This is a genomic window from Agrobacterium tumefaciens (assembly GCF_005221385.1).
Classification (GTDB): Bacteria; Pseudomonadota; Alphaproteobacteria; order Rhizobiales; family Rhizobiaceae; genus Agrobacterium; species Agrobacterium tomkonis.
The window spans coordinates 1,547,395-1,573,989 of record NZ_CP039903.1 but is presented as its reverse complement, the minus strand read 5'-3'; the positions used below and the strand labels follow the sequence as shown (position 1 = coordinate 1,573,989).

Sequence of the window (26,595 nt, the reverse complement as noted above, 5' to 3'; positions counted from 1 at the left end):
CGGGGGAAAGATCGTGGCCGATATCGTGGGATTGCTGTTGCCGTTTTTCGGCCTGATCTTCATCGGTTACGGCGCGGCGCGCATCACGAAGCAGCCGGTCGAGGCGATGGGCTGGCTGAACACCTTCATTATCTATGCGGCGCTGCCGGCGCTGTTTTTCAAGCTGGTGTCGAAAACCCCGGTGGAGGAACTGGCGCGGATGGATTTTGTCGCCGCCAGCCTTGCCTGCACCTATGGCATTTTTCTGCTGGTGTTCCTGATTGGCCGGTTCATACGCAAGAACAGCTTCGCCGAAACCACGATCCAGAGTTTCGCGGCAAGCTACGGCAATATCGGTTACATGGGGCCGGGGCTTGCGCTGCTGGCGCTTGGCGAAAAGGCGGCAGTGCCGGTGGCGCTGATCGTCTGCCTTGAAAACGCTGCCCATTTCATCGTCGCACCGGCGATGATGGCGGTGGCTGGGGGCGACAAGCGATCGACTGCGAGGCTTGCGCTGGATGTGGCGCGCAAGGTCATCACTCATCCATTCATCGTCTCGGTAATTGCCGGATTTCTTGCCGCTTCGCTGTCATGGCAGCCGCCGGAGGCGGTGCAGCGGCTGGTGGATTATCTGGCGCAATCGGCCGCCCCCTGCGCGCTGTTTGCCATGGGCGTGACGCTGGCGCTTAGGCCAATGAAACGGGTGCCGGTGGAAATCAGCTACATCGTGCCGGCAAAGCTGATCCTGCATCCTCTTGCCGCCTATCTGGTCCTGTCGTCGTTCGGGCGGTTCGAGCCGGTGTGGATCTATTCCGCCGTTCTGCTCGCTGCGCTACCGACCGCAACGAATGTCTTCGTCATCGGTCAGCAATATCATGTCTGGCAGGAGCGGGCGTCGGCGACGATCCTGATCTCCACGGTGCTGTCGGTCTTCACGCTGACCGGCGTGGTGTATTTCATCCAGCCTTTTTGAAGCTGCCGAACAGCAGCGAGGGCAGGGCCTTCAGCCCGCGCCCCGGCTCGATGCCTTCGCGCATGACCATGCTTCTGAGCGTGCCGATGCCGGAGAGCACATGCAGGCCCGCCGCGCGCGCCATCTGCACCGGCAGGAAATCCGAAAGCAGCGAGCGGTTCAGGAGATCGACGCTCAGGGTGCGGCTATAAACATCCGCCCGCCGTTTGCGGTCGAAGCTGCTGCCGGCGTCCGCGGCAATCGGCCGGTCGGAGATGGCGCCCAGCAGTTCCGTCAGCACGATGATGTCGCGCAGGCTGAGGTTCAGTCCCTGCGCGCCGATGGGTGGAAAACCATGCGCCGCCTCGCCGATCAGCGCCACGCGGCCCTTGCCGAAGCGGTGCGCCGTCATGGAAGACAGCGGCCATGCCTGGACGCTGTTTTCGACGGTAACCGCGCCGAGCATGGATTGCATGCGTTCCTCGACCTTCAGGCTCAGGGCTTCCAGCGGCAGCGCCGTCAGTTCCTCGGCCTGCTGTGGCGTGACGACCCAGACGAGGCTGGAACGGTTGCCGGGCAGGGGAACCTGGGTGAAAGGCCCGGTGGGCGTGTGGAATTCCGTCGAGACGTTGCCGTGCGGCCGGCTGTGGCCGAAATTCAGGACGACGGCTGTCTGCGGGTAGGACCAGGATTTGACACCGATACCGGCCGCATCCCGCACCATCGATTTCCTGCCATCCGCGCCGATCAGAAAATCGGCCGATAGTGTTTCGCCATTCGCCAGCGTCACCGTTATGCGGTCGTTACCGATGTCGATCGTTTCCGCCGAGGTATCGAGGCGAGTAATATTGTGTTCCTGCTCGACCGCCTCTGCGAGAACGCCTAGCAGCGCCTCATTGGGAATATTCCAGCCGAAAGCATCAAGCCCGATTTCGGAGGAGCGGAACTGCACCGTCGGCGCGCGCAGCAGGCGGTCGGTGCCGTCGATGATCTGCATGGTGGAAAGGCGCGCGGCGGCAGGCGCGATGCGTGACCAAAGGCCGAGGCGGTCCATGAACCGGATGGACTGATCCATCAGCGCGGTGGTGCGCTGATCCTTCCTGTCGCTTGAAGGAGCAACAAGCGCCACGTGGCGGCCGGCCCGGGCGAGCGCAATAGCGGCAATCTGGCCCGCAAGTCCCGCACCTGTTATGGCGATATCGAAGTGTCTCATGGTCCTGATCCGTTGTTATTTCCACAGCATCATAGAGGCTTTGCGCAGGTAAATCCACTTGGACGCCGGAACATCCGGGCGCAAACATTCGTTGGTTGCGCCACTATATTAGTCTTAGGATAAGCGGATTGAGCCGGTTGCAAAGCGTGGTGAATGGCCGCATACCGGAATGAACAGGGCGGATGAAAAGCGGGGCGCAGACGCTGACCATGAAAATTTTCAACTACAAGCGTGTTCCCTACGCGGAAATCCGCGCCTTTTCCGTGCATATGCTCACGGCATCCGGTTCGTTTCTGGCTTTTCTCGGCGTCGTCGCCGCTGCCGAGCATCGTTTTGTCGATATGTTCTGGTGGCTGGGGCTTGCGCTTCTGGTCGATGGTATCGATGGACCCATCGCCCGCAAGGTGCGGGTGAAGGAAGTTCTGCCCAACTGGTCCGGCGATACGCTCGACAATATCATCGACTACGTCACCTATGTGCTTCTGCCAGCCTTTGCGCTTTACCAGAGCGGCATGATCGGCGAGCCGTTATCCTTCGTGGCGGCTGGCATGATCGTGGTCTCGAGTGCCATCTATTATGCCGATATGGGCATGAAGACGGACGAATATTTCTTCTCGGGATTCCCGGTGGTGTGGAACATGGTTGTTTTCACGCTGTTCGTCATGGATGCAAGCGCAACCACGGCCATGACAGTCGTCACCGTCTCGGTGTTCCTGACATTCCTGCCGATCAACTTCCTGCATCCGGTGCGGGTTAAGAGGTTGCGGCCGCTCAATCTGGCCGTCGTGTTCGTCTGGTGTGCGCTTGGCGGTTATGCGCTGCTGATGCATTTTGAAACGCCGACATGGGCAGTGATCGCATTCGTGGCGAGCGGCATCTATCTTTATTGCATCGGTGGAATCTTGCAGTTCTTCCCCTCGCTCGGCGCGAAGTAAGAAAAATCTAAAGCCGTTTATTGCTTGTGCAAATTGCATTTAAGCAGTTTCTTTTTCGGTTGTGCGCAGCAGCAAAACGGTTATCAATAAATCATGGTCCCGTAGCATTGCATACGCATTGCCACCGGATTGGGAACAATGACCACGGTTGTTGAAATGCTTCAAAGAAAGCATGGACAGCCGGTGAAAGAGGGGATCCGTGACTGGAAATCTGGCGCCAGAGGCCATGCCTCTTCTGTCCGTTCGCAAGCTGACAAAGCTGTTCGGCAATTTCGCCGCCTGCAACGGCATCGATCTCGATATTGCGCCGGGCGAAATCCATGCGCTTCTGGGTGAAAACGGCGCCGGCAAGTCCACGCTCGTCAAGATGCTGTTCGGCGTCCTTGCGCCGACGGAAGGCGACATCATCTGGCAGGGCCAGCCAGTTTCCGTAGGTTCGCCAAGCGAAGCCCGCAGGCTCGGTATCGGCATGGTGTTCCAGCATTTCTCGCTGTTCGAGGCGCTGACGGTTGCTGAAAACATCGCCCTGTCGCTTGACCCGAAAATCTCTCTGAAGGAAATCGCCAAGGAAGCCGAAACGCTGTCGCGCGCCTATGGCCTGCCGCTCGATCCCAATGCGCATGTGGCCGATCTTTCGGTTGGCGAGCGTCAGCGGATCGAGATCGTGCGCGCGCTGTTGCAGAACCCGCGCCTCATCATTCTCGACGAACCGACCTCGGTGCTGACGCCGCAGGAGGCCGACAAGCTGTTCGAGACGCTGGAAAAGCTGAAGGCCGAAGGCCGTTCGGTGCTTTATATCAGCCACCGTCTGGAAGAGGTGCAGCGCATCTGTGATCGCGCCACCGTCCTGCGTCACGGCAAGGTGACGGGTGCGTGCGATCCGCGCAAGGAAACGCCGGCATCTCTGGCGCGCATGATGGTCGGCAGCGATGTCGCAAGCGTTTCGCGGTCAACGGGCGAAGCGCTCGGCGTGCCGCAGATAGAGGTCATGGCGCTTTCGGTCGCGCCGCGCACGCCTTTTGCCGTGGCCTTGAAATCGATTTCCATGAATGTGCGTGCAGGCGAGGTGCTGGCGATTGCCGGTGTGGCCGGCAACGGGCAGGGCGAACTGTTCGATGCGCTTTCGGGCGAATATCCCGTCTATAATAATGACGCCATCCATCTGCGCGGCAAGCCGGTTGGCCGCACCGGTATTAATGGCCGCCGGCTGATGGGCGCGGGTTTCGTGCCGGAAGAGCGCCACGGCCATGCCGCCGTTCCCGGCATGAGCCTTTCCGACAATCTTCTGCTGGCGCGGGCGCGTTCCGATCGCAAGGCGTTTCTGACCGGCGGTTTCCTGCGCATCGTCAGGGGGTCGGCCATCAGGGCGGCGGCGCGGCGCATTTCGGAAACCATGGATGTGCGCAAGAGCGGGGCCGATCCGCTGGCCGGATCGCTTTCCGGCGGCAACCTGCAAAAATTCATCGTCGGGCGCGAGCTTGACCGTCAACCCGCCGTGCTGGTGGTCAACCAGCCGACCTGGGGCGTGGATGCCGGTGCCGCAAGCCGCATTCGCCAGGCGCTGGTCGATCTTGCCAAGGCCGGCTCGGCCGTCATCGTCATCAGCCAGGATCTCGATGAAATCTTCGAGGTCGCCACCAATATCGCGGTCATTTCCGACGGCAAGCTCTCCGAGGCCCATCCGGTGGAAGAGATGACGCTTGAAAAGATCGGTCTGTTGATGGGTGGCATCCATACGTCACATTCGGGAGCCGCCCAGCATGCGCATTGAGCTTGAAAAACGCGCAGGGGTCTCCCGGCTTTTCACCCTGCTGTCGCCGCTTCTGGCGCTGGTGCTGACGCTGCTTGTCGGCGCTGTCATGTTCGCCATGCTCGGCAAAAATCCGGCTCACGCGCTTTACGCCTTTTTCGTCGAGCCGCTGCTGGAGGTCTGGTCGCTGCACGAGCTGGCGATCAAGGCCGCACCGCTGATCCTGATCGGCGTCGGCCTGTCGATCTGTTATCGCTCAAATAACTGGAATATCGGCGCGGAGGGGCAATTCACCATCGGCGCGATCACTGGTTCCATCCTGCCGGTGCTTTATCCGGACTGGCATTCGCCGCTCATCCTGCCGCTGATGATGGTGATGGGCGCAATCGGCGGCGCGCTTTATGCGGGTATTCCGGCGCTGTTGAAAACGAAGTTCAACACCAATGAAATCCTCGTCAGCCTGATGCTGGTCTATGTCGCGCAGCTTTTCCTCGACTGGCTGACGCGCGGTATCTGGCGCGATCCCGGTGGTTACAACTTCCCGCAGACAAAGCCATTCAACGACAGCGCCGTTTTGCCGGAAATGCTGGCCTCGGGTCGGGCGCATTGGGGCTTCGTTTTCGCCATCGTCGCGGCCGTCGCGCTGTGGTTCATGATGCGCTACATGCTGAAAGGCTTTGAAGTTACCGTGCTTGGTCAATCGGCGCGGGCAGGGCGCTTCGCCGGTTTCTCCTCCAGCCGCATGGTGTGGTTTTCTTTGTTGCTCTCCGGTGCGCTGGCGGGGCTTGCGGGTATTTCGGAAGCTTCCGGTTCCATCGGCCATCTCCAGCCCAGCATTTCGCCGGGTTACGGTTTCACCGCCATCATCGTCGCCTTTCTCGGCCGCCTCAATCCGCTTGGCATCATCCTTTCCGGGCTGGTGCTGGCGCTGACCTATCTCGGCGGCGAGGCGGCGCAGCTTTCGATCGGCGTCTCCGACAAGGTGACGCGGGTGTTTCAGGGGTTGATGCTGTTCTTCGTATTGTCCTGCGATACGCTGATCTTCTATCGCATCCGGGTCGTTTTTGCCGGCAAGACACATCGTAAAGAAGGAGCGGCATGATGGATATGCTTCAGGCCATTCTTCTCACCGTCATCACCGCCGCCACCCCGCTCGTCATCGCCGCTTCGGGCGAGCTTGTGGCGGAGCGTTCGGGTGTGCTCAATCTCGGCGTTGAGGGCATGATGATCATGGGCGCGGTCTGCGCCTTCGCCGCCACGCATATGACCGGCTCTCCCTATCTCGGCATTCTGGCTGGTATCGCCTCCGGTGCGGTGTTTTCGCTGCTGTTCGGCTTCCTGACGCTGACGCTTGTCACCAACCAGGTGGCGACGGGTCTTGCCCTCACCATTCTCGGCCTCGGCGTCTCCGGCATGCTGGGTGAGAGTTTCGTCGGCCTGCCGGGCATCAAGCTACAGCCCATCGTCTTTCCGGTTTTGTCGGAGATTCCCTTTTTCGGTCCGCTGCTGTTCCGGCAGGATCTGATCTTCTACATGTCCATCGCGCTGGTCTTCGGCATCAGCTGGTTCCTGTTCAAAAGCCGCACGGGCCTGAAAATCCGCGCCATCGGTGACAATCACGCTTCGGCCCATGCGCTTGGCATCAACGTCATCCGTACGCGGTATCTGGCGGTCATGTTCGGCGGCGCCTGCGCCGGTCTTGCGGGCGCACAGCTGTCGCTGGTCTATACGCCGCAATGGGTGGAAAACATGTCGGCTGGGCGCGGCTGGATTGCCCTGGCGCTTGTTGTCTTCGCCTCCTGGCGTCCATGGCGCCTGCTGGCGGGCGGTTATCTGTTCGGCGCGGTCACCATCGGCCAGTTGCATGCGCAGGCATTCGGTATCGGCGTGCCGTCGCAGCTGCTTTCGGCGATGCCTTATCTCGCAACTATTGTCGTGCTGGTCATCATCTCGCATAATCGCCGCACGACCTTGATCAACACACCGGCATCGCTGGGCAAATCCTTCGTGCCGGACAGGTAGAGCATCGGACCGAAAAGTGTAATGCGGTTTTCGGAAAATCCGATGCTGAGTCAGCCAATCCTCAAGTCTCCAAACCAACAGGGGTAAAAATGAAAAAACTGGTCATCGCACTTGCCGCTTCCGTCGCGGCGCTCGGCGGCGTCGTTTCCTCGGCTGAAGCCGCCGACGCCAAGAAGGTCTGCTTCATCTATGTCGGCAGCCGCACCGATGGCGGCTGGACACAGGCGCATGAAATCGGTCGCGAAGAGCTGCAGAAGCACTTCGGCGACAAGATCGAAACGCCGTTCCTCGAAAGCGTTCCGGAAGGCCCGGATGCCGAACGCGCCATCGAGCGTATGGCCCGTTCCGGCTGCGAACTGGTGTTCACCACCTCCTTCGGCTTCATGGATGCGACCGTGAAGGTTGCCCAGAAGTTCCCCAAGGTGAAGTTCGAGCACGCCACCGGCTTCAAGACCGCTGAAAATGTCGCGACCTACAATTCGCGCTTCTATGAAGGCCGTTACATTCAGGGCCAGATCGCCGCGAAGATGTCGAAGAAGGGTCTTGCCGGTTACATCGCTTCCTTCCCGATCCCGGAAGTGGTGATGGGCATTGATGCCTTCGTGCTCGGCGCACAGTCGGTCAACCCGGACTTCAAGCTCAAGGTCGTATGGGCCAATACCTGGTTCGACCCCGGCAAGGAAGCCGATGCCGCCAAGGCGCTGATCGACCAGGGCGTCGACATCCTGACGCAGCACACCGACACGACAGCGCCGATGCAGGTTGCAGCTGAGCGTGGCATCAAGGCCTTCGGCCAGGCTTCCGACATGATCAAGGCCGGTCCCGAGACGCAGCTCACCGCCATCAAGGACACCTGGGGTGCTTATTACATCAAGCGCACGCAGGCTCTTCTCGATGGAACGTGGAAGTCCGAATCCGTTTGGGACGGCCTGAAGGATGGCATCCTGACCATGGCGCCCTACACCAACATGCCTGACGACGTGAAGAAGATGGCTGAGGAAACCGAAGCCAAGATCAAGTCGGGCGAGCTGCATCCCTTCACCGGCCCGGTGAAGAAGCAGGACGGCTCGGAATGGCTGAAGGCTGGTGAAAAGGCTGAGGACAAGGTTCTGCTCGGCCTCAACTTCTATGTTGCCGGCGTGGACGACAAGCTGCCGCAATAATCGGTGATTTCGCCAAACTGAACGTCATCCTCGGGCTTGACCCGAGGATCCACGCCTTTGACGGTCCATGGATCCTCGCCTCAAGGGCGAGGATGACGCGGGAGAGGCTAACCCTTATCAAGGTTCGGCCGCGCATGAAATTCATGCGCGGTCTTTGTTACTTTCATATGTTTTACGCCGGGGATGCAGTTTGCCTTTGCTTTTCATGCAACTTGATGTTTTTCACTATAATCTGACTTGAGATACACACGTCTGGCGCGATTTTTTAAGGTCGCCAACCGAACGGAAGGACATGGCACTTGCAGCGCGGAATGCTCGATGCGGCGATCGGTTTTCGAAAGCTGCGGACAAATCATGCACAGGTCGTTCACAAGCTCGGGCTCGATATCGTCTCCGGCACCTTCAAGACGGGTGACATCCTGCCGGGCGATGCCGAGCTTATGGAGCGGCTGAAAGTATCGCGCACGGTGCTGCGCGAAGCGATGAAGACGCTGACCGCCAAGGGCATGATTTCCCCCAAGGCACGCATCGGCACCCGGGTGACGGAGCGCGAAAGCTGGAACATGTTCGATAGCGAAGTGCTTCTCTGGCACTTCGAGGCGGGCGTCAGCGACGAGTTCCTGCTGCATCTCTATGATATCCGTCAGGCTTTCGAACCCTATGGCGCGGGGCTTGCCGCTCTCAGGGCAAAAGATGCCGATATCGCCAAGCTCGCCGCTTACGCCAACGAGATGGGCAACACAGCCTATTCCAAGGAAAAACGGGCGCTGGCGGATATGAATTTCCATGTGCTCATCACCGAAATGTCTGGCAACCCGTTCATGCGCACCGTCGGTTCGCTGATCAAGGCGGCGCTGGCGGGCATTTTCCGGATGAGCAACCCGGAAGCCGATCCCAACGAGATTTCCGATGTGTCTGCCTCTCATTTAAGGCTGGTCGAAGCGTTTCGCCTGCGTGATGAGGCCGCGGCGCGCCGCGAAATGGGCAGGCTGATTGAAAATGGTCGCCAGCAAATCTTGCAATTCACTGCCCGTCACCCGCTCTGAATAAATCACCTCATCCCGCCGCTGATCACGTTTGATGAAAATCGGTGCGGAAATTTGGTGCGGGTTTGCATGGTTTCTTAAGTGGGCCGCCGTTATAGCAATGCCGGAACGCAATTACCGAAGCGCCTGTCTGTTCAACCGGCTGGCGTAAAGTCAAGCATATGCCACTGTCCCGGCTGCCCTGCGGCCGGTAACGGGGTGTTGGAGGTCTTATGGAGCGCAGCTCTCTAGCCGTTATTCTCGCTGCGGGCGACAGCACGCGCATGAAGTCGTCGAAATCCAAGGTGCTGCACACGGTTGCCGGGCGACCGATGATTGCGCATGTGGTGGAGGCTGTGGCTGGATCGGGTGTCGGCGCGGTGGCGCTGGTGGTCGGGCGTGATGCGGATAATGTCGCCGCGGCCGCGAACCTTAGGGATGTTCAGGTTGAAGCTTTCCTGCAGACGGAACGTAAGGGCACCGGCCATGCGGTTCTTGCCGCACGCTCAGCCATCGAACGCGGTTTCGACGACCTGATCGTCGCTTATGGCGACGTGCCGCTCATCACTTCCGCGACGCTCGATCGGGCGCGCGAGGCGATTGCCGCCGGTGCCGATGTGGCCGTGATCGGCTTCCACACCGAGCGTCCGACCGGTTATGGCCGGTTGCTGGTCGAGAATGGCGAGCTGGTAGCGATCCGCGAGGAAAAGGACGCAACCGACGAAGAGCGCAAGGTGACCTGGTGCAATAGCGGCCTGATGGCGATCAACGGCCGCAATGCGCTTGATCTGCTTGACCGGATCGGCAACGGCAATGTGAAGGGCGAATATTACCTCACCGACATCGTTGAAATCGCCCGTTCGCTCGGCCGCCGCGCCGTTGCCATCGATGCGCCGGAAACCGAGCTGGTCGGCTGCAACAACCGTGCCGAACTGGCTTTTATCGAGAGGTTGTGGCAGGAGCGCCGCCGCCATGAATTGATGGTGGACGGCGTTTCGATGATCGCGCCCGAGACGGTTTTCCTCTCCTTCGATACGAAGATCGGGCAGGATGCCCTGATCGAGCCGAATGTCGTGTTCGGTCCCGGCGTGACGATCGAGCCGGGTGCTGTCATTCATGCATTCTCGCATCTGGAAGGGGCATATGTCGCTGAAGGTGCGACTGTCGGTCCCTATGCGCGGCTGCGTCCGGGCGCGAACCTGCATGCCAATTCCAAGGTCGGTAATTTCTGCGAGGTCAAGAAGGCCGAGATCGGCGAGGGTGCCAAGGTCAACCATCTGACCTATATCGGTGATGCCTTCATCGGCGCCGGCAGCAATATCGGTGCGGGCACCATCACCTGCAATTACGACGGTTACAACAAGGCTGAAACGCGGATCGGTGCGAACAGCTTCATTGGCTCCAACTCGTCGCTGGTTGCGCCCGTGACGATTGGAGAAGGCGCTTACATCGCATCCGGCAGCGTGATTACCGATGACGTGCCTGATGACGCGCTGGCCTTCGGGCGGGCGCGTCAGGAAGTGAAGCCGGGCCGGGCAACCGTGGTGCGTGAGCGGGCGAAAGCGCTGAAAGAAGCCAAGAAAAAGGCCTCTTGAAAGACGTTACCGAGCGATACCGAAAGTGACCGGCGGGATAATTGCTGATTTCGGGGAAACGGTTAGTAGTTTCGGCGAAGAGATCGCCGTCTGGAGAAATATATGTGCGGAATTGTCGGAATTGTCGGAACCCAGCCTGTTGCTGAACGGCTTGTCGATGCGCTGAAGCGTCTCGAATATCGCGGCTATGATTCGGCTGGTGTCGCCACCATCGACAATGGCGCGATGGACCGCCGCCGGGCGGAAGGCAAGCTCTTCAATCTGGAAAAGCTGGTTTCGGAAAAGCCGTTGCCGGGCGTGGTCGGTATTGCCCACACCCGCTGGGCGACCCATGGCGTGCCGAACGAAACCAATGCCCACCCGCATTTCGTCGAAGGCGTTGCCGTCGTCCATAATGGCATCATCGAAAACTTCGCCGAACTGCGCGAGGAGCTGACCGCCGGGGGTGCGACCTTCACCACCCAGACGGACACCGAAGTGGTGGCGCAGCTTCTGGCGAAATATACCCGCGAAGGCCTTGGTCATCGCGAAGCGATGCTGAAGATGCTGAACCGGGTGACGGGCGCCTATGCGCTGGTGGTGATGTTCCAGGATGATCCCGGCACGCTGCTTTCGGCACGTTCCGGCCCGCCGCTTGCCGTCGGTTATGGCCGGGGCGAAATGTTCCTTGGTTCCGACGCCATCGCGCTGTCGCCCTTCACCAACGAGATCACCTATCTGGTGGATGGCGACTGCGCCATCGTGACCCGGCAGGGTGCTGAGATCATCGATTTCTCCGGCAAGCCGGTGAAGCGTGAGCGACAAATCTCGCAGGCGACGGCTTATGTGGTCGACAAGGGCAACCACCGCCACTTCATGGAAAAGGAAATCTACGAGCAGCCGGAAGTCATTTCCCACGCGCTCAGCCATTATGTGGATTTCGCTTCCAAGACCGTGAAGCAGGCCGACACCGCAATCGACTTCGCCAAGCTTTCCGGCCTTGCCATTTCCGCCTGCGGCACGGCCTATCTGTCCGGCCTGATCGGCAAATACTGGTTCGAGCGTTATGCGCGCCTGCCGGTGGAAATCGATGTCGCCTCGGAATTCCGCTACCGCGAGATCCCGCTTGTTCCCACGCAGGCGGCCCTGTTCATTTCGCAGTCAGGCGAAACCGCCGATACGCTGGCGGCCCTGCGTTATTGCCAGCAGGAGGGGCTGAAGATCGGCGCGGTGGTCAATACGCGTGAATCGACCATGGCGCGCGAATCCGATGCGATCTTCCCGATCCTTGCCGGTCCGGAAATCGGCGTCGCCTCCACCAAGGCCTTCACCTGCCAGCTTGCCGTGCTCGCTTCACTGGCCGTTGCCGCCGGCAAGGCGCGCGGCACGATCACGCCCCAGCAGGAAACCGAACTGGTTCGCCATCTGACCGAGATGCCGCGCATCATGAGCAAGGTTCTCAACAGCATTCAGCCGCAGATCGAGGCGCTGTCGCGCGATCTGTCGCGTTTCAAGGATGTGCTTTATCTCGGCCGCGGCACCAGCTTCCCGCTGGCACTGGAAGGCGCACTGAAGCTCAAGGAAATCTCCTATATCCACGCCGAAGGTTATGCCGCCGGTGAGCTGAAGCATGGGCCAATTGCGCTGATTGACGAGAACATGCCTGTTATCGTCATTGCGCCGCATGACCGCTTCTTCGAAAAGACCGTGTCGAACATGCAGGAAGTCGCAGCTCGCGGCGGTCGTATCATCTTCATCACCGATGAGAAGGGGGCTGCCGCTTCCACGCTCGACACCATGGCGACGATCACGCTGCCTGATGTGGACGAACTGATCGCGCCGATGGTCTTCTCGCTGCCGATCCAGCTGCTTGCCTACCACACGGCCGTCTTCATGGGCACGGATGTGGACCAGCCACGCAATCTGGCGAAATCGGTGACGGTGGAATGATCATCCGGCCGGAACGGCAGGATGATGAAGGTGCGATTGCCCGCGTTACGGAAGATGCCTTCCGTAACGTCGATTACAGCGACAAGACCGAACATTTGATCGTCGAGCGGCTGCGCAAGGCGGGTGCGCTCACCGTTTCCCTGGTGGCCGAGGATAGTGAAGGCATCATCGGCCATGTCGGTTTTTCGCCGGTGACGCTCACCAGCGGCGAGGCCGGCTGGTTCTGCCTCGCGCCGCTTTCCGTGATACCGGAGCGACAGGGGCAGGGTGTCGGTTCAAGGCTGGTGCGGGACGGGCTTGCCGTTCTGGAGCGTCTGAATGCTTCAGGGTGCGTCGTGGCAGGTGATCCGGACTATTATGGCCGCTTCGGTTTTCGCCATGTCGAAGGGGTGAATGCGGAAGGGATTCCTGACGAATATTTCACAGTTCTTCGCTTGCATGGCGGAACTCCATCCGGCATTGTCGGTTTTCATCCGGGTTTCGATGGCGACAACGCTTAATTCCGAACGGTAAATGACTGAAATTCCAGTAAAAATATCCTTCGCAGCCCGTCTGCGCAACAGCTTCCTCACGGGCGTTCTCATTCTCGCGCCCGTCACCATCACCATGTGGCTGGTGTGGAGCTTCCTGCAATGGGCGGATAGTTGGGTTAAACCCTATATTCCCGCCCGTTATGATCCAGAGCAATATTTCGATGTGGCGATCCCCGGCTTCGGGCTGCTGATCGCCGTCGTTGGCATCACACTCATCGGTTTTCTCGGTAATAACCTCATCGGCAAATGGATCGTCGGCGTCGGCGAATCCATTCTCAATCGCATGCCGCTGGTGCGGCCGATCTACAAGAGCATCAAACAGCTGTTCGAATCCGTTCTGAAGGAGCATGCGAACTCCTTCAAGAAGGTCGGCCTGATCGAGTTTCCATCCCCCGGAACCTGGGCGATGGTCTTCGTTGCCTCTGATGCCAAGGGCGAGCTTGCCCACCGGTTCAACGAGATGGGCCAGGAGATGGTCGCCGTCTTCCTGCCGCCGACCCCGGTACCGACGGCGGGTTTCCTGCTGTTCGTGCCGAAAGACAAGATCGTGATGTTGGACATGACGCCGGAAGATGCGGCGAAACTGCTGATATCAGGCGGTCTGGTGGCGCCGGATTTCACGCCGCCGAAGATGATTGCGCCGGTTTGATGATATTCGCGCCTATACGATCCCTTGCTCCATTGTCACTCAGGGGTGAAATGTCGCGCGGTTGACGAACCAATGTGGTTCACCAATAATCACAGTGAACCGAAATAGGCTGCAACCATGACCGCGTTTACAGTACGCCTGCCGGACGAGGTGGCTGTCAAGCTTGATCAGCTGGCAGAAAAGCTCGATCGCTCACGGTCCTACATGGCGGCGCGGGCGATTGAGGACTTTGTCGCCCGCGAAGAGTGGCAGCTTGCCGAGATCGAGGCAGGATTGGCGGAGGCCGATCGCGGCGAGTTCGGGACGCCGGAAGAACTGGCAAACATCGTCGGGAAATACGTCAGGTCTACGCGGTCGTCATGAGCGGTCGAAAAATTCGATGGACGTTGCAGGCGTTGCGACGGCTCGATGAAATCGGTGCGCATATCGAAACGGACAATCCAGCCGCTGCGGCCCGTGTGATTTCCCGCCTTGTCTCGGCAGTCGATATGTTGCTTGATCAGCCTGCTATGGGACGGGTGGGGGGCGGATCAAGGGAACGCGGGAAGCCGTGCTTTCCGACATTTCCTACATCATTGCCTATCGCGTTGGCCGGGATATCGAAGTTTTGACGATTATCCACACATCGCAGCGGTGGCCTTCGGCGCTTTAGCCAAACAGTCCCTCAGACTTCATGGTCAATCCTCGTCATCCAGATCATCAACCTCTGTGCCCGTCGTTGTGGCGTGAAACACGGGAACGAAAAGCCGCATATAGACCAGCCGCACGCTCCAGCCTTCTTCCAGCGCCTGGCTCCACGCTTTCTTGCGGCCGGGTTTCTTGAAGGCCTTGCCGATCGCCTTTTTCTCGCTCTTCGCAAATGTCTCGGGTTGCAGGATATTCTGCGGCGAGCACAGTGCATAACCTTTGCGGAAGGCGGGTGGCGGGCGGCGTGGGTCGATCATGTTCATGGCGGTTCACTTTCAGCCGGCGTGCAGGAAGCGGATCGCTTCGTCGCGGCGGTGCAGATAGAGCAGGGTGCGCAGGCTTTCGCCGCGCGGGCCTGTCAGTTCGGGATCGCGCTCGATGACATAGGCTGCGTCCTTGCGGGCGATTTCCAACAGGTCGGCATGGGCCTCGAGGCTGGCGATACGGAAACCGGGCGTGCCGGACTGGCGGGTGCCGAGCAGCTCGCCTTCACCACGCAGCTTCAGATCCTCTTCCGCGATCAGGAAGCCGTCCTCGCTGTCGCGCAGGATGGAAAGCCGGGCGCGGCCATTTTCGCTGAGCGGTCCTTTATAGAGCAGGATACAGGTGGAGGCCTCGTCGCCGCGTCCAACCCGGCCGCGCAGCTGGTGAAGCTGGGCGAGGCCGAAACGTTCGGCGTGTTCGATGACCATGATTGTCGCATCCGGTACGTCGACGCCGACTTCCACCACCGTCGTTGCCACCAGCAGCCGGGTTTCACCGCTCTTGAAAGCGAGCATGGCGGCGTCTTTTTCCGGGCCGCTCATGCGGCCATGGATAAGACCTATATTGGCGCCGAGCATCTGCGAGAGAACCGCATGGCGCTCTTCCGCCGACATCAGGTCGGATTCTTCCGTTTCCTCCACCAGCGGGCAGATCCAGTAGGCCTTCTTGCCATCCTTCAGCGCTGAACGCAGTCGCTCGACAATATCGCCGATCCGTTCGGTTGGGATCGTAACGGTCTGGATTGGCTTGCGACCGGCGGGTTTTTCTGTGAGTTTCGACACATCCATGTCGCCGAAGGCTGCCAGGACAAGTGTGCGCGGAATGGGCGTGGCGGTCATGACCAGCATGTGCGGCGTGATGCCCTTGGCGGTGAGGCGCAGGCGCTGGTGCACGCCGAAACGGTGCTGTTCATCCACCACGGCAAGCACGAGGTTCTTGTAAGCGACGCTGTCCTGAAACAGTGCATGCGTGCCGATGACGATCTGCGCTTCGCCGGAGGCGACGCGCTCCTCGATCTCGCGACGCTCCTTGCCCTTGGTACGGCCTGTCAGCACTTCGACGGTGATGCCTGCTGCGAGAGCGAGTTTGGAGATGGTGGCATAGTGCTGGCGTGCAAGGATTTCGGTCGGGGCCATCAGCACCGCCTGTCCACCAGCCTCCACCGCCGTTGCCATGGCCATCAGCGCCACCAGCGTCTTGCCCGCGCCGACATCGCCCTGCAGCAGCCGCAGCATACGGTCTTCGCCGGCCATATCGGTCAAAATATCCTTCACCGCAGCACTCTGGCTTGCCGTCAGCGAGAAGGGCAGCTGCGACAGAATTTTTGCGGCAACGTCACCTTTGGCGCGGATCGGCTGGCCCGCCACCTTGCGCAGCCGCTGGCGCACCAGCGCCAAGGACAATTGCCCGGCGAGGAATTCATCATAGGCAAGCCGCCGGCGCGCCGGTGCCTGCGGCTCGATATCGGCGCTGTCGCGCGGATCGTGCAGCTCGCGGAAGCTCGATGCCACATCGCCAAAACCCTGCCGGGTTTTGAGCGTTTCGTCCATCCATTCGGGAAAGGCGGGCAGTTTTGAAAGCCCAGCTTCGATTGCCTTGCGCAGCACCTTGGCAGACAGCCCGGCAGTCATGGGATAGACCGCTTCCACCAGCGGCAGGTTCTCGGCCTCGGACAGCTTCACCATGAAATCCGGATGCACCATGGAGGCGCGGCCGTTGAACCAGTCCACCTTGCCACTGACGAGAACCTCTTCATCGACAGGCAGGGCTTTGGACAGCCAGTCGCCCTTGGCGCGGAAGAAGGTCAGCGCCAGTTCGCCGGTCTCGTCATGCAGGAAAACCCGGTAGGGTGCGGAACGGTTGCCCGATGGCGGTGGCTGGTGGCGGTCGACGCGTCCCTGAATGGTGACAATGACGCCGGGAGCCGCCAGCGCAATGCCGGGGCGGTTGCGGCGGTCGATGACATTTGACGGCGCATGGAACAGAAGATCGATGACACGGGTGTCGTCCGCGCTTTCCCGGTTCAAGAGCTTGGCAAGAAGATCGGCAAGCTTCGGCCCCACACCCGCAAGGGTGGAGACGGAGGCAAACAGCGGATCGAGAATGGCCGGGCGCATGGGTCAGCAAAATCGGGGAAGGGGACGCGTTATGCAAGACTTGGGGGCGGACAAAGGCGGGTTATCACCGGCAGATTTTCACTACTGCGGCATTATTTCGATAAAAACCGGTTCCCAAGCGTTCGCCTCCTGTTCTATAGGAGGTCGCAGTCAACATCCTGTTGAATAGCCAACCGAAAGGTGAATGCGATGACTGGACTGGTGCGCACAAGTGCCGACCTCGATCCGAGACGCCGGCGGATCCTTTACCGCTGCTGGCACCGGGGCATTCGCGAGATGGATCTGGTGCTCGGGCAATTCGCGGAAGACAATATTGCCGGACTTTCCGAAGACCAGCTCGATGAGCTGGAAATCATCATGGATGAAGAGGATAACGACCTCGTCAAGATGGTGACGGGCGCGCTTGCCATACCGGAAAAGTTCCAGACGCCGCTGTTTGAGAAGATCGCTTCCTATCGTCCCGATTTCGATCTCGTCACAGCCGAAACCCTGAAAGCCTGAAACATGATAGCCGGATTCGATGCAAAGCTGGTGACGTCGGCAGATACGCCGCTGACCATCGGAAATGTGCCTTCCGGCATGGAAGCCCTGCTGCTTGCAGATATGGCGCGGGCGGGCACATCGGTGGCTTACGTGATGTCGGATGGCCAGCGGGTCGCCGATCTCGAACAGATCCTCGGTTTCGTCGCGCCGGATATTCCGGTCATGACGCTGCCGGCCTGGGACTGTTTGCCCTATGATCGCGTGTCACCGAGCGCCGACACTTCGGCGCGCAGGTTGGCTGCGCTCTCCGGCCTCATCAGCCATGCGAAGAAGCCGCATCCGGCCATCGTGCTTGTTACCGTCAACGCCATGCTGCAGAAGATGGCGCCGCGCGACATTATCGAAAGCCTCGGCTTTTCGGCCAAGCCCGGCAACCAGATCCGCATGGAAGAGATTGCCGCGCGGCTGGAGCGCAACGGTTTCGACCGGGTGGCGACGGTACGCGAAGTGGGCGAATTTGCCGTGCGCGGCGGCATTCTCGATGTTTTCGTTCCCGGCACGGAAGAGCCGGTGCGGCTCGATTTCTTCGGCGATACGCTGGAAAGCATTCGCACCTTCGATCCGGCCAGCCAGCGCACCATTGCCCAGGCGCGTTCGCTTGATCTCAACCCGATGAGCGAAGTGACGCTGACGCCGGATACGATCGGCCGGTTCCGCAAGAATTACCTGTCGCTGTTTGGCGCTGCGACCCGCGATGATGCGCTTTACCAAGCCGTGTCCGAGGGCCGCCGTTACGCAGGCATGGAGCACTGGCTGCCGCTGTTTTACGAGCAGCTGGAGACCGCCTTCGACTACTTGAAGGGTTTTCGTATCGTCACCGATCACACGGCGAAGGAGGCGGCGAAAGAGCGCTCCAAGCTGGTGCTTGATTATTACGAAGCTCGCCGGGCCTCTGGCGAAACCAAGGGTTCGACGCAGGGCGCGCCCTATAAGCCCGTTTCGCCCGGACAGCTTTATCTCGACGGCAAGAGCTTCGATGCGATGCTTGCCGGCGTCAACGCGGTGCGCCTGACGCCCTTCAACGAACATGACAGCGAAGGCCGCCCGGTCGCGACGCTCGATGCCCATGTCGGCCCCCGCTGGGCGCGGCCATTAAGCGAAGGCGAGAGCGAAGAGCGGGTCAATGTTTTCGATCTGGCGGTGAAGCATATTGCGGATCGCCGCGCCAAGGGCTGGAAGGTGCTGATCACGGGCTGGTCGGAAGGCTCGCTCGACCGGCTGTTGCAGGTGCTCAACGAACACGGGCTTGAAAACATCAAGCCGGTAACATCGCTGAAAGAGGTGGAAAAGCTCGGCAAGGGAGAGGCGGCAGCAGCGGTGCTGAGCCTTGAAGCCGGCTTCGAGACCGGAACGCTGGCCGTCATCGGCGAGCAGGATATTCTCGGCGACCGCATGGTGCGGCGCTCCAAGCGCCGCAAGCGCGGCGCGGATTTCATCTCCGAAGTGGCCGGTCTGGACGAGGGTTCGCTTGTCGTCCACGCCGAACATGGTATCGGCCGCTTCGTCGGCTTGCAGACCATCGAGGCAGCGGGTGCCCCGCGCGCCTGCCTCGAACTGCACTATGCCGATGATGCCAAGCTGTTCCTGCCGGTCGAAAACATCGATCTTCTTTCCCGTTACGGCTCTGACGCAGCGGAAGCGACGCTCGACAAGCTGGGCGGCGGCGCATGGCAGATGCGCAAGGCCAAGCTCAAGAAGCGCCTGCTCGACATGGCCGATGAGCTTATCCGCATTGCGGCGGCTCGGTTGGTGCGCCACGCGCCGGCGCTGGTTGCGCCGGACGGGCTTTACGATGAATTTGCCGCCCGTTTCCCCTATGACGAGACCGAGGACCAGCTGAATGCCATTGAGGCGGTGCGTGAAGATCTCGGTGCTGGCCGGCCGATGGACCGCCTCATCTGCGGCGATGTCGGTTTCGGCAAGACCGAAGTGGCGTTGCGCGCCGCCTTCCTCGCTGCCATGAACGGCGTGCAGGTGGCGGTGGTGGTGCCGACCACGCTGCTTTCCCGCCAGCATTTCCGCACCTTCTCTGAACGTTTCCGTGGGTTGCCTATCCGGGTGCAGCAGGCTTCGCGTCTCGTCGGCTCCAAGGAACTGACGCTGACAAAAAAGGAAGTGGCAGACGGCAAGACGGATATCGTCGTCGGCACGCACGCGCTGCTTGGCGCTGGAATAAGCTTCGCCAATCTCGGCCTGCTCATCATCGATGAGGAGCAGCATTTTGGCGTCAAGCACAAGGAACGGCTGAAGGAGCTGAAAAGCGACGTCCACGTTCTGACGCTGTCGGCCACGCCAATTCCGCGCACGCTGCAACTGGCCATGACGGGTGTGCGTGAACTCTCGCTCATCACCACGCCGCCGGTGGACCGCATGGCGGTGCGCACCTTCATTTCACCTTTCGATCCGCTGGTGATCCGCGAAACGCTGATGCGCGAGCATTATCGCGGCGGTCAGAGTTTCTATGTCTGCCCGCGCCTTGCCGATCTCGCCGATATTCATGCTTTCCTGCAATCGGATGTGCCGGAGCTGAAAGTGGCGGTTGCGCATGGCCAGATGGCAGCGGGCGAACTCGAAGACATCATGAACGCCTTCTATGACGGCAAATACGACGTGCTGCTGTCGACCACCATCGTCGAATCCGGTCTCGATGTGCCGACCGCCAACACGCTGATCGTGCATCGCGCCGATATGTTCGGTCTCGCCCAGCTTTATCAGCTGCGCGGCCGTGTCGGCCGTTCCAAGGTGCGCGCCTTTGCGCTGTTCACCCTGCCGGTCAACAAGGTGCTGACGACGATGGCGGAGCGGCGGCTGAAGGTGCTGCAATCGCTGGATACGCTCGGCGCCGGTTTCCAGCTGGCGAGCCACGATCTGGATATTCGCGGCGCGGGCAATCTGCTTGGCGAGGAACAGTCCGGGCATATCAAGGAAGTCGGTTTTGAACTTTACCAGCAGATGCTGGAAGAAGCTGTCGCCGAGGTGAAGGGTGACGAAGAGGTGCGCGACAGCGGCTGGTCGCCGCAAATCTCTGTTGGCACCTCCGTGATGATCCCGGAAGACTATGTGCCGGATCTGCATCTGCGCATGGGTCTCTACCGCCGTCTCGGCGAGCTTGCCGATATCAGCGAGATCGACGGTTTCGGCGCGGAAATGATCGACCGTTTCGGCCCGCTGCCGAAAGAGGTGCAGCATCTCCTCAAGATCGTTTACATCAAGTCGCTCTGCCGCGTTGCCAATGTCGAGAAGGTGGATGCCGGGCCGAAGGGCGTGGTGCTGCAATTCCGTCATAAGGAATTCCCGAACCCGGCGGCACTCGTCGCCTATATTGGCAAGCAAGGCTCCATGGCGAAAATCCGGCCCGACCACAGCCTGTTCCTGACGCGCGATCTGCCGACGCCGGAAAAGCGTCTGGCGGGTGCGGCGATGATCATGACGCAGCTGGCGGAATTGGCGCGGTCCTAGATGTGAGCCTTCGGCGGGCATTCACAACGGATTGAGGGTGCGTGGGGCTTACCCCCCTCTGTCCTGCCGGGCATCTCCCCCTCAAGGGGGGAGATCGATCTGCGGCAAGGTCTTGCTCATCTCGGCGCTTGAGAATGAAGTGACGGCAGCGCCTCTTGCCGATCTCCCCCCTTGAGGGGGAGATGCCCGGCAGGGCAGAGGGGGTAAGCCCCACACGCCTCGTCCGCTGTCAATCGACAACCTCCCCAAAGCCAACACCTCAAGGCTCTGCAAACATTACCGGGATGTAATGAAACGGACATGCGCCGGTAGCTTCGGCGGGCGTAGTCTTGTTTTCATCTCCTGCACTGCGCCCAATATGATGCGCGAGTGGGAAGACGAAGGAGCAAGACAATGTGGACCAGGATGAACAGGTTCGTCTCCGCAGGTCTGATTGCTTTGACAATTGCGGGCACCACAATTGCCACCACCAGTCAGGCGGAAGCACGCGGCCATTTCGGACACGGACATGGCGGCGCCGGCATTGCCGCAGGTATCGCCGGAGCAATTATCGGCGGCGCCATCATTGCCGGGGCGCGGCATTCTTATGGCGGCCCTTATTATGGCGAGCCTTTTTACGGCCCGCCGGTTTATGGCCCTCCAGTGATCTATCAGCCGGCCTATCCGCGCTGCCACGTCGTCTGGCGGCAGAATGGCTGGGGCGACATGTATCGCGCACGGGTCTGCGACTGAGTTCGCTGCCAACAGTATAATAGCTATGGAAGAACGCGCCGGGACTAAAGCGGTCGCGGTGCTTCTTCCGGCGTGATGCCGACTGCGACGTTCTGGTCGGTGGCCGCGATCGAGGCTGGCATCGGCACTTTTCGCTGCTTTTCACGGATGAGCGTCAGCATTCCGGAACCAACGATGAGGGCGATGCCGACCAGCATCCAGCCATCGATATGGTCACCGAAGATCAGGTATCCGAAGAAGATCGCCCAGAGCATCTGGCTATATTGCGTCGGGCCGATCATGGCGGCGGGCGCATAACGGGCGGCATACATGACCAGCACGTTGCCGACGGCGGCAAACAGGCCGTAACCGGCCAGAAGCAGCCATTGCTGACCGCTGGGCGGCACGAAGGTGGGGATCATGGCAAAGCCACTGATCGCCAGACAGCCCAGCACGCCCGCGCCGTACAGCGACACATTCTTTTCGGAGGGCCCCATGGCGCGGAAGATGACGATGGACAGCGCGCCGCTCAAGCCACCGAGGATGGCGCCCAGATGGCCGATGCCCAGCTCGCGGAAACCTGGTCTGAGAATGATCAGCACGCCGATGAAACCGATAATGACTGCCGACCAGCGCTTGATGCCGACCTGTTCCTTCAAAAATACCACCGACATGATGGTGACGAAGGAAGGAAGCAGGAAGATCAAGGCAAAGGCTTCAGCCATGGAGAGGTGCGTGAAGGCGGTGACGCTGCCGACCGCGCCGATGCCGGAGGCAAAAAAGCGGATGAGCCAGAGCGGGCGGTTCGTCGTCTTGATGACATCCGCCCAGCGGTCGTTACGCTTGCGGATGAAGGGCAGGGCGGCGAGGCCGAAGACGGCGCCGAAGAAGGCCGATTCGATCGGCGAAATCTGGCCTTCTATGAGTTTAACGCTCGCGTCGCTCCATGCGTAGGCAGCGAAGGCGGCAAAGGCAAGCAGAATGCCTTTCAGGGTCTGGTCCGACACGGGAAAACACCAACAGTTTATCGGTTAGGGTAAGCTGCCGGTGGTTCGACCGTCAGTTCATCGACTTATGCTCGTCCGTCTTGATTTTTGCAATATCCCGCAGTGCAGCAATCAATACATCAGGCGTTTGCGCGCCGCTGATGGCATATTTCTGGTCGAGGATGAAAAACGGCACGCCTGCAACGCCCATTTGTTGCGCCGCATCAATTTCAGCGACAACCGTATCCTTGTCCGCGTCGGATGCCAGGAGCCGCGCCACGACCTTGGCGTCCATGCCGGCCTTTTCGGCTATATCGGTCAGCACGGCGTGATCGCCGATATTGCGACCTTCCTCGAAATTTGCCTTGAACAGACCGGTGACGATCTTTTCCTGAATGTCGCGGCCCTCCGAATGGGCCCAGAGCGACAGGCGGTGTGCGTCGAGTGTATTCGGGCCGATCTTGATCGCATCGAAATCATAGTGGATGCCGACTTCCTTGCCGAGCTGCACCAGGCTGGCATGCGCCTGCTCCAGACGCTCCTTGCCGAGCTTTTCCTCGAGAGCGGCTTTCTGGTCGACGCCCTCAGGCGGATAGTCTGGATTGAGGCGATAGGGACGCCAGTTCACGTCGACGCTGATCTCGTCCTGCACCTCGGCAATGGCAAGATCGAGCCTTGCCTTGCCAAGATAACACCAGGGGCAGACCATATCCGATACGACGTCGATAACGATGCGTTCCATGGTTTTATCTTCCCTTGTCTGGACCGGTTATTGCGCCCGCGCATCCCACCAGGTCTGTTTCTGATTGCCTGATATCGGGGTGATATCCGGGCGGTCGATATATTTCCAGCGGGCGATCCACTGCGCACCGATGTAATAGAGCGGAATGACGTAGTGACCGGCAACCAGCAGGCGGTCGTAACCGCGCACGGCTGCCTGGAAATCTTCCGTCGAACGGGCCTGCAGCAGGGCCTCGATCATCCGGTCTATATCGGGATTAGCGGCCCCCGCATAGTTGAAGCTGCCCTGCGCATCCCGCGAGAGCGAACTCCAGCGGTTGAGCTGCTCCGCCCCCGGCGAAAGCGAGGAGGGCAGGGAGCGGATGATCATGTCATAATCGAAGCTGTTTGAGCGGGCCTGATATTGGCCGTCATCAACCGAGCGGATGCCCATGGCGACGCCGATCAGGTTGAGGGAGCGCTGATAGGCAAGCGCTATGCGCTCCTGCGCCGGGTTCTGCGTCATGATCTCGAAGGCGAGCTGACGGCCATTGGCGTCGGACATCCTGCCGTTCTTGATGCTGTATCCGGCCTCTTTCAGCTTATCGACGGCCAGTTTCAGCACCTTGCGGTCCGCACCGGTGCCGTCGGTGGTGGGCATGGCATAGGTTCCCGCCAAAAGCTCCGGCGGCATGGTTTTCGCCGCATCGCCCAGCAGTGCAAGCTCGCGCGCATCGGCGGCATTGCCGAAGGCGCCGAGCGGCGAATTCTGCCAGTAGCTCTGCGTGCGCTTGAAGGCGCCACCGAGAATGTTCCTGTTCATCCACTCGAAATCGAGCACATAGGACAGTCCCTCGCGCACCTTTTCATCGGCAAAGACGGCGCGGCGGGTGTTGAACACCAGGCCGAACATGCCTGAAGGCAGCCGCGGCTGGAACACATCCTTGACGATATCGCCGCGATGAACAGCGGGGAAATTATAAGCCTGCCCCCAATGCGAGGTATCGGAGGTGCCGTTGATGGCGTCGCCTTCGGGGTAAATGTCGATATCGCCCTTCTTGAAGGCCTCGAACATGGTGGTGACCTGAAGGAAATAGGTGACGGTTATCTCGTCGTAATTCTCAAAGCCGACCTTGCTCGGAATATCCTTGCCCCAATAATCCGGGTTCCGCTCCCAGGTGATTCGTTCTCCCGGCCGCAGCGTCTTGATTCGGTATGGACCCGAGCCGACGACAGCGCCGAGGCCCGCCTGTTCGAATTTTTCCGGGTCGATTGCATGTTTCGGCAAAATGGGGGTGGAGGAGGCGAGAATAAGCGGCGTTTCGCGGTTCGCCTTCTCATTGAAGGTGAAACGCACGCCGTGATCGCCGATTTTTTCCATCTTCGCCACGCCGTCGAGACGGCTGTTGAAGGGGGGGCGGCCTTTCTCCTTCAGGAGATTGAATGTGAAGATCACGTCGTCGGGCGTCACCGGCTCGCCATCCGACCATTTCGCCTTCGGATTGATGTTGAACTGGATGAAGCTGCGCTCCTCATCCCACTCAGCCGTTTCGGCCAGCAGGCCATAAAGGCTGAAGGGTTCGTCGCTGGAACGCTGCATCAGCGGTTCGTAGAGCAGGTTGCCGAATTCCGGGTCCCAGACGCCGCGCGCGGTGGTGCGCATTCCCTTGAGAACGAAGGGGTTGAGGCTGTCGAAGGTGCCGACGACGCCATAGGAGATGCGGCCGCCTTTTTTAACGTCCGGATTGACGTAAGGGAAGTGCCGGAAGTCCGCCGGCAGCGACGGTGTGCCGTGCATGGAAATGCCGTGAAGCGGCTGCGCCTGGGCGCTCCCGGCGGGAAGCAGGGATGAACCCAAAAGAAACAATGCGGGGATGAGGGCCGCAAGGTTGCGCATGTTATTATCCTGTCTCAACTGTCCGTCCGATTTGTCATGATGATCGGTTTATCGTCATGATTGGTTTTTTCGTTATGATTGGTTTTCGTTATGATTCTGGCAAATATGTAGCACAGGCCCATGGCTGGACCCATGCGCGGGCGGGAAATCTTGGCCCACCTCAAGAAAAAGTTAAAGAAGTGCTGGATATCGCCGCGATCGGCATGTAACAGGGTGGCCGGAAGAGACGGGTCACGCATTTGCCTCATTTAAACGACAGTTGAACGGGCAGAAGGATACCGCCATCGGCGAACAGGACCTTAGCGGTTCTGTTCTGGCAGACATTCAGGAGACGGAACTCTTATGATGCAAAAGGCAAACACATTCACCCGGACGGCTCTGTCCGCTCTGGTCCTTTCTCTCGGCGCAGTGTCCGCTCCGGCCATCTCGCAGGCACAGGATGCTGCTCCCGCCGCTCAGGGCGCCGGCGCTCCGCCGCTCGGCTGGTTCAAGACCTGCTCCAAGCAGGAAGACAACGATGTCTGCGTCGTGCAGAACGTGGTTCTCGCCCAGAACGGCCAGATGATCACCGCTGTCGGCCTCATCACCGTCGAAGGCAAGGTCAACCGCAAGCTGCTGCAGGTTTCCGTTCCGACCGCGCGTCTCATTCCTCCGGGCGTGATGATGCAGATCGACGGCGGCAAGGGCCAGAAGCTCGATTACGCCGTTTGCCTTCCCGACAAGTGCACGGCTGAAGTTCCGCTGACGGACGCCATGATTGCTTCCTTGAAGAAGGGTAGCGAGGTGGTCTTCACCTCCATCAACTTCCGCCGCGCGCCGAACCCCATCAAGATCGCGCTGACCGGTTTCACCGGTGCTTATGACGGCGCTGCCATCACCCAGTCGCAGCTGGCCGAAAGCCAGCGCAGCCTGCAGGAAGGCATGCAGAAGAAGGCAGAAGAGGCCCGCAAGAAGCTGGAAGCCGCTCAGGACGCCGCCAAGACCGCGCCGAAGCCCTGATCGCTGCACCAGCGTCAAGAATAATAAAACCGGTCTGGCGACAGACCGGTTTTTTTATGCCCTTGGGAGGGGTGGGGATTTCAGACTTGCGTCAATGCGCCGTCGACATCTTCGGACGCCATTCACCATTCGGCGCCTTGTCAAAGATGCGGCCGATATTGGGATTTCTAAGCGGCGTCTCGTTTTCGTCGTGGACGAGGTTCTGCTCGGAAACATAGGCGACATATTCCGTCTCCTCGTTTTCCGCCAGAAGATGATAGAAGGGCTGGTCGCGATCCGGCCTGATATCGGCGGGAATGGCGTTCCACCATTCCTCGGTATTGGCATATTCCGGGTCCACGTCAATGACCACGCCGCGGAACGGAAACACCTTGTGGCGGACGATCTCGCCAAGCGTGAATTTTGCGTCTCTTTGTTTCATGGCATGAACTTCCTTTCCCACTAATAGTTGGGGGTGGAATGCGAAA

At 60.0% G+C, this 26,595-nt stretch carries 24 protein-coding genes and 1 pseudogene; 18 read left to right on the top strand and 7 right to left on the bottom strand.

All coding sequences use genetic code 11. The features are described 5' to 3' along the window. Nucleotides 1–13 precede the first annotated feature (13 nt). Nucleotides 14–952, top strand: a complete 939-nt coding sequence (locus CFBP6623_RS07845; protein WP_046798263.1) for an AEC family transporter — start codon at nt 14–16, stop codon at nt 950–952. Here CFBP6623_RS07845 and CFBP6623_RS07840 read toward each other — a convergent pair. Beyond that, a complete protein-coding gene (locus CFBP6623_RS07840) occupies nt 936–2,144 on the bottom strand; it encodes a UbiH/UbiF family hydroxylase (RefSeq protein WP_046798264.1) in 1,209 nt (402 codons plus the stop codon). The two genes, CFBP6623_RS07845 and CFBP6623_RS07840, sit on opposite strands and share 17 nt — an antisense overlap. A gap of 209 nt (nt 2,145–2,353) precedes the next feature. Between CFBP6623_RS07840 and pcsA the strand changes: the two genes are divergently transcribed. The 12 genes and pseudogenes from pcsA (at nt 2,354) to CFBP6623_RS07780 (ending at nt 14,397) form a co-directional block, all read left to right on the top strand. After that, nucleotides 2,354–3,079: a phosphatidylcholine synthase gene (gene pcsA, locus CFBP6623_RS07835; protein WP_046798452.1), complete on the top strand. Its 726-nt coding sequence runs from the start codon at nt 2,354–2,356 to the stop codon at nt 3,077–3,079. 211 nt (nt 3,080–3,290) lie between these two features. Continuing rightward, nucleotides 3,291–4,850 carry an ABC transporter ATP-binding protein gene (locus CFBP6623_RS07830; RefSeq protein ID WP_046798453.1) on the top strand — a complete coding sequence of 520 codons (1,560 nt, stop codon included), beginning with the start codon at nt 3,291–3,293 and terminating at the stop codon, nt 4,848–4,850. After that, a complete protein-coding gene (locus CFBP6623_RS07825) occupies nt 4,840–5,931 on the top strand; it encodes an ABC transporter permease (RefSeq protein WP_046798265.1) in 1,092 nt (363 codons plus the stop codon). The genes CFBP6623_RS07830 and CFBP6623_RS07825 overlap by 11 nt, the downstream gene beginning before the upstream one ends. Continuing rightward, nucleotides 5,931–6,851 carry an ABC transporter permease gene (locus tag CFBP6623_RS07820; protein WP_052819852.1) on the top strand — a complete coding sequence of 307 codons (921 nt, stop codon included), beginning with the start codon at nt 5,931–5,933 and terminating at the stop codon, nt 6,849–6,851. Before CFBP6623_RS07825 ends, CFBP6623_RS07820 begins: the two co-directional genes overlap by 1 nt. Before the next feature lie 89 nt (nt 6,852–6,940). Beyond that, nucleotides 6,941–8,014, top strand: a complete 1,074-nt coding sequence (locus CFBP6623_RS07815) for a BMP family ABC transporter substrate-binding protein (RefSeq protein WP_046798267.1) — start codon at nt 6,941–6,943, stop codon at nt 8,012–8,014. Nucleotides 8,015–8,325: 311 nt separating this feature from the next. Beyond that, nucleotides 8,326–9,060 (top strand): FadR/GntR family transcriptional regulator, encoded by a 735-nt coding sequence (locus CFBP6623_RS07810; protein ID WP_046798268.1) that lies wholly within the window; start codon nt 8,326–8,328, stop codon nt 9,058–9,060. A 212-nt stretch (nt 9,061–9,272) separates the two neighbouring features. Continuing rightward, nucleotides 9,273–10,634 carry a bifunctional UDP-N-acetylglucosamine diphosphorylase/glucosamine-1-phosphate N-acetyltransferase GlmU gene (gene glmU / locus CFBP6623_RS07805; RefSeq protein ID WP_046798269.1) on the top strand — a complete coding sequence of 454 codons (1,362 nt, stop codon included), beginning with the start codon at nt 9,273–9,275 and terminating at the stop codon, nt 10,632–10,634. Between the two features lie 102 nt (nt 10,635–10,736). Next, on the top strand, nt 10,737–12,563 hold the full coding sequence (gene glmS, locus CFBP6623_RS07800; RefSeq protein ID WP_046798270.1) for a glutamine--fructose-6-phosphate transaminase (isomerizing): 1,827 nt from the start codon (nt 10,737–10,739) through the stop codon (nt 12,561–12,563). Further along, entirely contained in the window at nt 12,560–13,063 is a 504-nt protein-coding gene (locus CFBP6623_RS07795; protein WP_046798271.1) for a GNAT family N-acetyltransferase, read from the top strand. The genes glmS and CFBP6623_RS07795 overlap by 4 nt, the downstream gene beginning before the upstream one ends. 13 nt (nt 13,064–13,076) lie before the next feature. After that, nucleotides 13,077–13,745, top strand: coding sequence for a DUF502 domain-containing protein (locus CFBP6623_RS07790; protein WP_046798272.1), 669 nt, complete (start codon nt 13,077–13,079; stop codon nt 13,743–13,745). A 117-nt stretch (nt 13,746–13,862) separates the two neighbouring features. Continuing rightward, nucleotides 13,863–14,108, top strand: coding sequence for a CopG family ribbon-helix-helix protein (locus CFBP6623_RS07785; RefSeq protein ID WP_046798273.1), 246 nt, complete (start codon nt 13,863–13,865; stop codon nt 14,106–14,108). Continuing rightward, nucleotides 14,105–14,397 (top strand): annotated as a pseudogene (locus tag CFBP6623_RS07780) (type II toxin-antitoxin system RelE/ParE family toxin). The gene CFBP6623_RS07785 and the pseudogene CFBP6623_RS07780 overlap by 4 nt, the downstream one beginning before the upstream one ends. Before the next feature lie 25 nt (nt 14,398–14,422). Here CFBP6623_RS07780 and CFBP6623_RS07775 read toward each other — a convergent pair. Then, the gene (locus CFBP6623_RS07775) at nt 14,423–14,695 is read right to left on the bottom strand and encodes a hypothetical protein (RefSeq protein ID WP_046798274.1); all 273 of its coding nucleotides are present in this window, start codon (nt 14,693–14,695) and stop codon (nt 14,423–14,425) included. A gap of 12 nt (nt 14,696–14,707) precedes the next feature. Then, nucleotides 14,708–16,813 (bottom strand): ATP-dependent DNA helicase RecG, encoded by a 2,106-nt coding sequence (recG, locus tag CFBP6623_RS07770; RefSeq protein ID WP_062653905.1) that lies wholly within the window; start codon nt 16,811–16,813, stop codon nt 14,708–14,710. Nucleotides 16,814–17,002: 189 nt separating this feature from the next. On the opposite strand from recG, the gene CFBP6623_RS07765 reads away from it, so the two are divergent. From CFBP6623_RS07765 to CFBP6623_RS07755, 3 genes are all read left to right on the top strand, one after another. Beyond that, entirely contained in the window at nt 17,003–17,314 is a 312-nt protein-coding gene (locus tag CFBP6623_RS07765) for a succinate dehydrogenase assembly factor 2 (protein ID WP_046798276.1), read from the top strand. Nucleotides 17,315–17,317: 3 nt separating this feature from the next. Then, entirely contained in the window at nt 17,318–20,815 is a 3,498-nt protein-coding gene (mfd, locus tag CFBP6623_RS07760; protein WP_046798277.1) for a transcription-repair coupling factor, read from the top strand. A 393-nt stretch (nt 20,816–21,208) separates the two neighbouring features. Continuing rightward, nucleotides 21,209–21,547 carry a hypothetical protein gene (locus CFBP6623_RS07755; RefSeq protein ID WP_046798278.1) on the top strand — a complete coding sequence of 113 codons (339 nt, stop codon included), beginning with the start codon at nt 21,209–21,211 and terminating at the stop codon, nt 21,545–21,547. A 44-nt stretch (nt 21,548–21,591) separates the two neighbouring features. Here the strand turns inward: CFBP6623_RS07755 and CFBP6623_RS07750 are convergent, their stop codons facing one another. Genes CFBP6623_RS07750 through CFBP6623_RS07740 form a run of 3 tightly spaced genes read right to left on the bottom strand, consistent with a single transcriptional unit; the run spans nt 21,592 to nt 25,129 of the window. Continuing rightward, on the bottom strand, nt 21,592–22,533 hold the full coding sequence (locus CFBP6623_RS07750; protein WP_046798279.1) for a DMT family transporter: 942 nt from the start codon (nt 22,531–22,533) through the stop codon (nt 21,592–21,594). 52 nt (nt 22,534–22,585) lie between these two features. After that, entirely contained in the window at nt 22,586–23,254 is a 669-nt protein-coding gene (locus CFBP6623_RS07745) for a DsbA family oxidoreductase (RefSeq protein WP_046798280.1), read from the bottom strand. Between the two features lie 27 nt (nt 23,255–23,281). Next, a complete protein-coding gene (locus CFBP6623_RS07740; protein ID WP_046798281.1) occupies nt 23,282–25,129 on the bottom strand; it encodes an extracellular solute-binding protein in 1,848 nt (615 codons plus the stop codon). Between the two features lie 56 nt (nt 25,130–25,185). Between CFBP6623_RS07740 and CFBP6623_RS26755 the strand changes: the two genes are divergently transcribed. Both CFBP6623_RS26755 and CFBP6623_RS07735 read left to right on the top strand, forming a co-directional pair. After that, a complete protein-coding gene (locus CFBP6623_RS26755) occupies nt 25,186–25,338 on the top strand; it encodes a hypothetical protein (protein ID WP_156316070.1) in 153 nt (50 codons plus the stop codon). Between the two features lie 133 nt (nt 25,339–25,471). Then, nucleotides 25,472–26,128, top strand: a complete 657-nt coding sequence (locus CFBP6623_RS07735) for an invasion associated locus B family protein (protein ID WP_046798282.1) — start codon at nt 25,472–25,474, stop codon at nt 26,126–26,128. 91 nt (nt 26,129–26,219) lie between these two features. On the opposite strand, the gene hspQ is transcribed toward CFBP6623_RS07735, so the two are convergent. Beyond that, a complete protein-coding gene (gene hspQ / locus CFBP6623_RS07730; protein WP_046798283.1) occupies nt 26,220–26,549 on the bottom strand; it encodes a heat shock protein HspQ in 330 nt (109 codons plus the stop codon). Between the last annotated feature and the right edge of the window lie 46 nt (nt 26,550–26,595).

Bases quoted from the DNA above. Each gene is read 5' to 3' on its own strand.
- CFBP6623_RS26755 (WP_156316070.1), top strand. From the start codon at position 25,186: ATGATTGGTTTTTTCGTTATGATTGGTTTTCGTTATGATTCTGGCAAA.
- mfd (WP_046798277.1), top strand. From the start codon at position 17,318: ATGATAGCCGGATTCGATGCAAAGCTGGTGACGTCGGCAGATACGCCG.
- CFBP6623_RS07840 (WP_046798264.1), bottom strand. From the start codon at position 2,144: ATGAGACACTTCGATATCGCCATAACAGGTGCGGGACTTGCGGGCCAG.
- glmS (WP_046798270.1), top strand. From the start codon at position 10,737: ATGTGCGGAATTGTCGGAATTGTCGGAACCCAGCCTGTTGCTGAACGG.
- CFBP6623_RS07775 (WP_046798274.1), bottom strand. From the start codon at position 14,695: ATGAACATGATCGACCCACGCCGCCCGCCACCCGCCTTCCGCAAAGGT.
- CFBP6623_RS07765 (WP_046798276.1), top strand. From the start codon at position 17,003: ATGACTGGACTGGTGCGCACAAGTGCCGACCTCGATCCGAGACGCCGG.
- CFBP6623_RS07815 (WP_046798267.1), top strand. From the start codon at position 6,941: ATGAAAAAACTGGTCATCGCACTTGCCGCTTCCGTCGCGGCGCTCGGC.
- CFBP6623_RS07825 (WP_046798265.1), top strand. From the start codon at position 4,840: ATGCGCATTGAGCTTGAAAAACGCGCAGGGGTCTCCCGGCTTTTCACC.
- CFBP6623_RS07810 (WP_046798268.1), top strand. From the start codon at position 8,326: ATGCTCGATGCGGCGATCGGTTTTCGAAAGCTGCGGACAAATCATGCA.
- pcsA (WP_046798452.1), top strand. From the start codon at position 2,354: ATGAAAATTTTCAACTACAAGCGTGTTCCCTACGCGGAAATCCGCGCC.
- CFBP6623_RS07755 (WP_046798278.1), top strand. From the start codon at position 21,209: ATGTGGACCAGGATGAACAGGTTCGTCTCCGCAGGTCTGATTGCTTTG.
- CFBP6623_RS07735 (WP_046798282.1), top strand. From the start codon at position 25,472: ATGATGCAAAAGGCAAACACATTCACCCGGACGGCTCTGTCCGCTCTG.
- CFBP6623_RS07820 (WP_052819852.1), top strand. From the start codon at position 5,931: ATGGATATGCTTCAGGCCATTCTTCTCACCGTCATCACCGCCGCCACC.
- glmU (WP_046798269.1), top strand. From the start codon at position 9,273: ATGGAGCGCAGCTCTCTAGCCGTTATTCTCGCTGCGGGCGACAGCACG.
- CFBP6623_RS07745 (WP_046798280.1), bottom strand. From the start codon at position 23,254: ATGGAACGCATCGTTATCGACGTCGTATCGGATATGGTCTGCCCCTGG.
- CFBP6623_RS07795 (WP_046798271.1), top strand. From the start codon at position 12,560: ATGATCATCCGGCCGGAACGGCAGGATGATGAAGGTGCGATTGCCCGC.
- hspQ (WP_046798283.1), bottom strand. From the start codon at position 26,549: ATGAAACAAAGAGACGCAAAATTCACGCTTGGCGAGATCGTCCGCCAC.
- CFBP6623_RS07740 (WP_046798281.1), bottom strand. From the start codon at position 25,129: ATGCGCAACCTTGCGGCCCTCATCCCCGCATTGTTTCTTTTGGGTTCA.
- recG (WP_062653905.1), bottom strand. From the start codon at position 16,813: ATGCGCCCGGCCATTCTCGATCCGCTGTTTGCCTCCGTCTCCACCCTT.
- CFBP6623_RS07790 (WP_046798272.1), top strand. From the start codon at position 13,077: ATGACTGAAATTCCAGTAAAAATATCCTTCGCAGCCCGTCTGCGCAAC.
- CFBP6623_RS07785 (WP_046798273.1), top strand. From the start codon at position 13,863: ATGACCGCGTTTACAGTACGCCTGCCGGACGAGGTGGCTGTCAAGCTT.